Genomic DNA, 6351 nt, shown 5'->3' with positions numbered 1-6351 from the left:
TCGTGTTAGAAAGCATTCGTCGAATGGATATCTGTCTCCAGTTATATTTGAAATAACTAGACCAATGAAAAAGGTCGGTTAATTGTGTCTATAAAATTGGGGGAAGATCATACCCAAGGGTAATAAATTTGTTTTTCTTTTTCAATTATTTTTTTATTTACAAATTCATCACAAGAAGAAAAATAAGATGGATAATACTCAAATAAATCTAGAGAAAATACTTTTTGAAGAGAAGTGATATCTGTATAATTTAGAGGTCTAATTTGCAATAGGCAACCATTAAATAAACAAGCGTCCCATTTTGAAAACATAAAAAATCCTCCTTCATTTTATGAAGGAGGATGTATCAAAAACTAAATTTTAAATCAAAAAAATTAAGCTGCTTTTTTTTCTTTTTTTAATTCGTTGTTAGATTTTAAGCTTTTATATGTATAAACTATGATATTTAACAAAGCCATTGCAATAATAAAAGGATACATTACCTGAAGGATAGGAGCCATAAAAGACATAATCCCTCTAAAATCGGTTAAAGCAATAACAAAAGTAATGATAATGCAAAGCATTAAAGTAAGTTGACGTTTCCCATTTAAAAAAGGAATTTTAGCACATAAAAAATCTACAGAAACTGAAGTTAAAGCCACTGCTGTTGTAAGACAAGAAACAACCAACGTAAATGAAATTAAATAATCAGAAGCCTCACCTAAAGCTATATGAGCAATATGTGGCAAAATTTGTGGTTCAGGCAAATGAGAGACCTGAGTTGAATAAGCAGCTCCTAAATAAACTAGCGCCATATAAACTACCATAAGAAGTGACATACCAAGAGCCATTGCTGACAAAGTTGGCTTAAATGGAATTTTATCACTACCGCTTGTTTTAAAGTATTGTACTAAACTAACACCAAAAAAGATTGCAGCCATAAGATCCATTGTATTATAGCCTTCAAAAAATCCAGCTTTAAACGCTCCCATGGGTGTTGTACTACTTGGCACAATACTGCTAGCAGAAGAAAGAGCAAAATATAAAGAACCACCGATAACCAATGCCAAAGCACCAAGCTTCACAGGTGTAAAATATTTTCCAATGACATCAACAATTTTTCCATTGCCAAAGGTAGCTAACCAAATAATAGCAACACACCCCAAAGCAAACGCCCAAATAGGGGTTGTAGGGACAAAGGATTGCCAAGCACCAAATCCAACAGTGATGCAGCGTGGAATCACTCCAAATGGGCCAATTAAAAGCAATATAAGAAATGGGACAATCCAAGCACCAACTTTACCAAGCCATCTAAAAAAATGATCTTGTGAGCCTTTTAAACAAGTTAAAGCTGCTAATCCCAAAAAAGGGACAATGACGCCAGTGACTGCTAAACCTAACGAAGAAAAAACCCAATTGGATTGTGTCTCACTTCCCATTTTTAGAGGAAATACGAGATTTCCCGAGCCAAAAAACATAGCAAAAGCGGCAAACCCAGCTATTAAAACTTTAAAATTGGAAACAGTGGCTCCATTTGACGACATAGGTATTGAGCTCCATCGATTGGTCAACTAATCAAAAAACAGAAAGTTATGAAACTCTTTTACAAATTAAAAGTCAACAAAATAAATTTTTTGAATTTTCCACAAATGAAAATTTATTAAATATTTACAATTAGTTATACTGTTTTTGTTACATTAAAAAATTGGCCAAGAAGATGATTGAATTTTTCTGGGTATTCGAGTTGTGGAAGATGGCCACAATCCTCAAAAATAACAAGTTTTGAGTGTTTAATCATTTTATTTGCAATATAAGCATGATCCAAATAAATAATGGAATCTTCTTTTCCCCATATAATTAAAACAGGCATTGTTAATTTATGGATATCTTTTTTAATATTTCGAATAATAAATCCTTTAAAACCGAAAAAATCTACAGCGGTTCTGGTGATTTTTAAAAGAGTTTCGCCCATTTCAGGATGCAAAGAAAACTCAAATAGCTTCTCAGCAAGTTTTGGAGTAACTGCCGATTTAACATATGTATTTTTCCTTAAAGCACTTATCAATCCTCTTTTGTTAGGCTTTATAAACATTTCACCTATAAATGGCAGCGAAAAAATGCGAAAATGCATAGGAATATTTTTAGCAAATCCGGCACTTCCTAATAAAACTAAAGACTCTACGATCTGTGGGTGCATTTCAGCCATTTTTGTAGCAATCAAACCACCCATCGAATGACCAACAATATGGACTTTATGAATTGACATCTTTTTTAAAAATTCAAAAACAAAAAGAGGGAAATCTTCAATTTTTTGTTTGCCTTTTGGCTTATCTGTTAATCCAAAACCCAATAAATCGAGTGCTATTACTTTATGATTTTTTGAAAGCTCTTGAATGTTTGATTCCCAAATTTCCACAGAAAAGGCAAATCCATGAAGTAACAAGATAATAGAATCTGAATTTCCAGATAACCAATAACGAGTTTTATATCCATTAATATCGATAAATCGATCTTCTAATCCCATCATAAGTAAATTCCCCAAATATCTGTAAAAAGAATCCTTACATTTTAGGGAAGATTACATTATTTTTAAAAATTTTAAACTTGGATGAGAGAATCCTGCTGATAAGAATTTACAAAAACAGGAGAAGCATCGAATCCTAACACAAGAGCTCTATCTGCCACAGACAAATCTAAATAAGGTAACCAGGCTTGCGGTGCATTTTTTGTCGTTATCCCATACCGCAAAGGAAACAACGCTGTAGGATGCAACTGTGGTTTTGAAGGTGGTCTCTGTAACTTTATTCCTAACTCTTCTATCGTTTTTGCACCTTTTTTCATATTACACGTTTTGCAAGCTGTTACGATATTTTCCCATGTGGTTTTCCCACCTTTAGCAGAGGGAAGTAAATGATCTAAAGTTAAATTAGAAGCTAATCCAGAACACTGACAATATTGACAACGAAAACCATCTCGTAAATAGATATTTTGTCTTGAAAATCTCGGACCATTTAATCTTTTGTTTCTTGGTCTACAACCTTCCAACCGGACAATCCATGGAACTTTCCAAACTCGAGAAACTCCATTTATAACACGCTCGGAATCTATGATTGATGTCACTCTTCCTGCATAAAGAAGGACGAATCCTAGCTCCATTGTGACGACTTTAACCGGTTCATACCTTGAATCAAGAACAAGCACTTTTCTTTCAAAACTGCCCATAATACATCCTGGTTACTTAAGAAAAATCATCAGGCGCGCCACTTCCTAATCAATTTTTAATTAATAAATTGATGAAAATCTTAATCGTAATGTTTTTCTGTTCTAACAAACATCTTATCGGTCGGAAAAAAACAAATCAATAGTGTATGAGGTCAAAATTATATACCGTGGAGCGGGTCTGTGGTGGATAGTACAATATAAAGACCGACAAATGCTAGAACAACAATAATAAGTATAACAAAAGAAAACAAAAAAATCTTACTTAAATTTTTTTTATTTTTTTGATTTTGATATTGTTTCCAAAGTTTAGAAGCATCATCAGATTCTTCAGCAGTCATTTGTTCCTGATTTTCAGGAACATTTTTTAATTTATCAATTTTGTTCATTTCCATTGTTTTTTGCTCCGGAATAAATCCAGTCATATTGAGAACTGTATTTTAGACTCAATAGTTCATTCTTTTCTTTTACTTTATCTACAATCCCTTTTTCAAAATCGGGAAAACCAGTCACTCTTAGTAAAAAAGGATCCATAAACCCTGAATTTAAAGAGCTTCTTAGGGAATTCCATATCATCTTGACTCTTGCAAAACTTGGTCTTTCTACTACCAAAGAATTTGTCTCAATGTAATGCCCATAATATAAAACTGTTAACTTATGATAGAGTTGTTCCCATAAATTTTCATCTGTCCCACAAGTTTTTTCAAAAAGGCCTTTTTCAACAAGCTGAAGAAGGAATGCGGGATTATTTGCCAAAATATCTTGCAAGACAGCATAACACGCCAAAGAGAGAACAAGAGTTCGGCTCGTCAATTGTACGATTTTATTCGTTCTCAACTCTTGAAAGATCCAAGGATTTCTCAAAGCACCGCGGCCTACGATGATTTTTTCTACAAAAGGCGCTTTCTCCATTGTATTTTTTAAACTTTGCGAATCCACAATATCACCAGAACCCACAACAGGAAAATCACATGTTCGCGAAGCCGTATCTATCAAATTCCATTTAGAAGTAGAAGTATACCGCTCTTGACGTGTACGAGCATGAAGGGTGAGTTGAGACATTTTCATTTTTGAAACAAGGTTTATTAATTTAGGAAATTCATCGTTTGAATGAAATCCCGATCTCATTTTTATACTATAACGAGATTCCCCTAGTTTTTCTTGAATGCCCGTTAAAAACTCTTCATATACCTCTATTTTTTCGAGCAATCCGCTTCCGGCATGACTTCCTACAACTTTAGGAGAAGGACATCCGCAATTGATATCTACAAAATTTGAATTTTTTAATAACGGAGTGGCAATACGTTCCAAATCCGAAGGACTTGTTCCCATAAGCTGAGGAATGAGGCGATAGGAGGTTAAACCTTTTAGGTCAAAAATTTCTGCTGCATACGTTGAAGGGACTCGTTTCCAAGGGTAGTCTCTAGTCACGCGCAGAAAAGGCGTCATTGCGAAATCTGGCTGTGAAGTTAGGGAAAACCAAAGTCTTGTAGCAAGGCAAGTAACACCTTCCATCGGTGCTAAGCCAAGTTCCCTTTTTTTTGGATTTTCATCTTTTTTGAGCAATGACACAACAGATCCTTTTGGTTAAAATACAAAAGCTCAAAGAGCCTAATTGTAAATTGATATATGTGAATTTGGTTAAAGCTTCAATAAGAAAGAAAACAGGCTAGATAATATGGAAAATATTCAAATGCACGAACGTATTGGATTAACTGGGGCTTCTAGTTTTTTAACTTCACTTGTTTTAAAAAGACTTGCGGGTCTCTCAAGCATAAAAGAAGTTCATATTTTTGATATCAAACCACCTACAATCGTTTCTACAAAGTTTATTTTTCATAGAGTTGATTTAACAAAAGACGAAGCTAGTTCAAACATAGCGGCTGTGTTAATTGAAAATAAAGTGACAGCTTTTATTCATGGTTCTCTTTTTTCAGGACCAACAAGAAGAAAATCATATCATCATGAAGTCGAATCCATTGGTACTTTTCATGTTTTAAACGCCATTGCGGAATCAAATATCAAAAGACTTATAGTTCATAGTGCTACATTTGTATATGGAGCTCACCCTAAAAATCCAAATTTCATTCATGAAGATTATTCTCTTGTGATGCAAGGACCTCAATTTGTACGCACACGTGTGGATGTCGAAAATCAAATTCAAGATTTTATAAATAATTATAAAGAATGTTCTGTTACGATATTAAGATTTGCTCCTATTCTTGGCCCTAATTCTACAAATATTAGAGCAAGGTACTTTTTTGCGGGAATTATTCCAAAGGTTTTAGGCTATGATCCCCTCGTTCAATTTATTCATGAAGATGATGCAGTACGTGCACAAATTTCAACCTTATCAAATAATATTCCAGGCATATTTAATATTGTGGGAAGAGGTGTGTTACCTTTAAGCACAGGAGTTCATATGTCAGGCAAAATACCTGTTCCTTTTATTTCTGCAATGTGTCGTTCTTTTTTTTCAGCAGGATATGCATCTCGAATTTGGGAATTGCCATCTGATATTGTCCCTTTTTTTCAATATATTTGCGTGGGAGATGGAAAAAAAGCTGCAGATAAATTAGGATTTATTCCAAAATATTCTAGCAGACAAGCTCTTAAATCCATGATTGAAGCGAATCGTCTTCGTAAAATTGGATTTTCAATGCCTTCTTCTACTTTAGGTGAAGATGAAGCTTACGCATCATCACAAGGATTTCAACAAATTTTTTAAAAGGGAACTAAGCTATGGCTAGGCAGTCCAATGAAAAAGTAAACAATTCGACAAATCAATCTAGTGATAACTTGCAAAATTTTTCAAATCAAATTTTTAATATTAGAAGAATGTTAATTGAACAATTTAATAGAATTGAAAAAGATCTTCAAAGTAAATTTAGTAATAATCAAGAAAAATTTGCAACAAAAGAAGAACTTTATAGTGTATTAGGAAAAATGCAGGAATTTCGGCAAGAAATTGAAAAGACATTAACTCCTCATGAATCAGAAGTAGAAGAAATTATTTCTGATGATATTTTCACAGGATTAAATCCATTTAATTTAAGAAAAAAGTACCATGAACTTTCTTTAAAGTTACGAAGCGAAGAAGTAGATCCCTTTGGTTATGATCCCATTTTCGATAAATTTGTTCGACCACTACTA

8 protein-coding genes are annotated in these 6351 nt (G+C 33.5%); 2 read left to right on the top strand and 6 right to left on the bottom strand.

The window, feature by feature from the left end:
* Nucleotides 1-107: 107 nt before the first annotated feature.
* From ACIQ56_RS13335 to ACIQ56_RS13310, 6 genes are all read right to left on the bottom strand, one after another.
* Complete coding sequence (locus tag ACIQ56_RS13335) at nt 108-311, bottom strand: hypothetical protein (protein WP_397601540.1); 204 nt, start codon at nt 309-311, stop codon at nt 108-110.
* Nucleotides 312-374: 63 nt separating this feature from the next.
* Nucleotides 375-1523, bottom strand: coding sequence for a branched-chain amino acid transport system II carrier protein (locus ACIQ56_RS13330; RefSeq protein WP_397601539.1), 1149 nt, complete (start codon nt 1521-1523; stop codon nt 375-377).
* 134 nt (nt 1524-1657) lie between these two features.
* Nucleotides 1658-2506 carry an alpha/beta fold hydrolase gene (locus ACIQ56_RS13325; RefSeq protein WP_397601538.1) on the bottom strand — a complete coding sequence of 283 codons (849 nt, stop codon included), beginning with the start codon at nt 2504-2506 and terminating at the stop codon, nt 1658-1660.
* Nucleotides 2507-2577: 71 nt separating this feature from the next.
* A complete protein-coding gene (locus ACIQ56_RS13320) occupies nt 2578-3201 on the bottom strand; it encodes an HNH endonuclease (protein ID WP_153421116.1) in 624 nt (207 codons plus the stop codon).
* Between the two features lie 158 nt (nt 3202-3359).
* A complete protein-coding gene (locus ACIQ56_RS13315) occupies nt 3360-3593 on the bottom strand; it encodes a hypothetical protein (RefSeq protein WP_397601537.1) in 234 nt (77 codons plus the stop codon).
* Nucleotides 3574-4770, bottom strand: coding sequence for a tRNA-dihydrouridine synthase family protein (locus ACIQ56_RS13310; protein WP_397601536.1), 1197 nt, complete (start codon nt 4768-4770; stop codon nt 3574-3576). The genes ACIQ56_RS13315 and ACIQ56_RS13310 overlap by 20 nt, the downstream gene beginning before the upstream one ends.
* A 121-nt stretch (nt 4771-4891) precedes the next feature.
* Between ACIQ56_RS13310 and ACIQ56_RS13305 the strand changes: the two genes are divergently transcribed.
* A complete protein-coding gene (locus tag ACIQ56_RS13305) occupies nt 4892-5926 on the top strand; it encodes an NAD-dependent epimerase/dehydratase family protein (RefSeq protein ID WP_397601535.1) in 1035 nt (344 codons plus the stop codon).
* Nucleotides 5927-5940: 14 nt separating this feature from the next.
* Nucleotides 5941-6351, top strand: a 411-nt coding sequence (locus ACIQ56_RS13300) for a hypothetical protein (RefSeq protein ID WP_397601534.1), incomplete at its 3' end; no start/stop codon positions are given.

The sequence above is a fragment of the Silvanigrella sp. genome (genome assembly GCF_044369315.1).
Lineage (GTDB): Bacteria > Bdellovibrionota_B > Oligoflexia > Silvanigrellales > Silvanigrellaceae > Silvanigrella.
The sequence above is the reverse complement of the archived record's forward strand: the minus strand, read 5'-3'. Positions and strand labels throughout refer to the sequence as shown.

What these genes read in the sequence shown, in the direction of transcription:
- ACIQ56_RS13335 (WP_397601540.1), bottom strand. Translation starts at nt 311, where the DNA reads ATGTTTTCAAAATGGGACGCTTGTTTATTTAATGGTTGCCTATTGCAA.
- ACIQ56_RS13330 (WP_397601539.1), bottom strand. Translation starts at nt 1,523, where the DNA reads ATGTCGTCAAATGGAGCCACTGTTTCCAATTTTAAAGTTTTAATAGCT.
- ACIQ56_RS13325 (WP_397601538.1), bottom strand. Translation starts at nt 2,506, where the DNA reads ATGATGGGATTAGAAGATCGATTTATCGATATTAATGGATATAAAACT.
- ACIQ56_RS13320 (WP_153421116.1), bottom strand. Translation starts at nt 3,201, where the DNA reads ATGGGCAGTTTTGAAAGAAAAGTGCTTGTTCTTGATTCAAGGTATGAA.
- ACIQ56_RS13315 (WP_397601537.1), bottom strand. Translation starts at nt 3,593, where the DNA reads ATGGAAATGAACAAAATTGATAAATTAAAAAATGTTCCTGAAAATCAG.
- ACIQ56_RS13305 (WP_397601535.1), top strand. Translation starts at nt 4,892, where the DNA reads ATGCACGAACGTATTGGATTAACTGGGGCTTCTAGTTTTTTAACTTCA.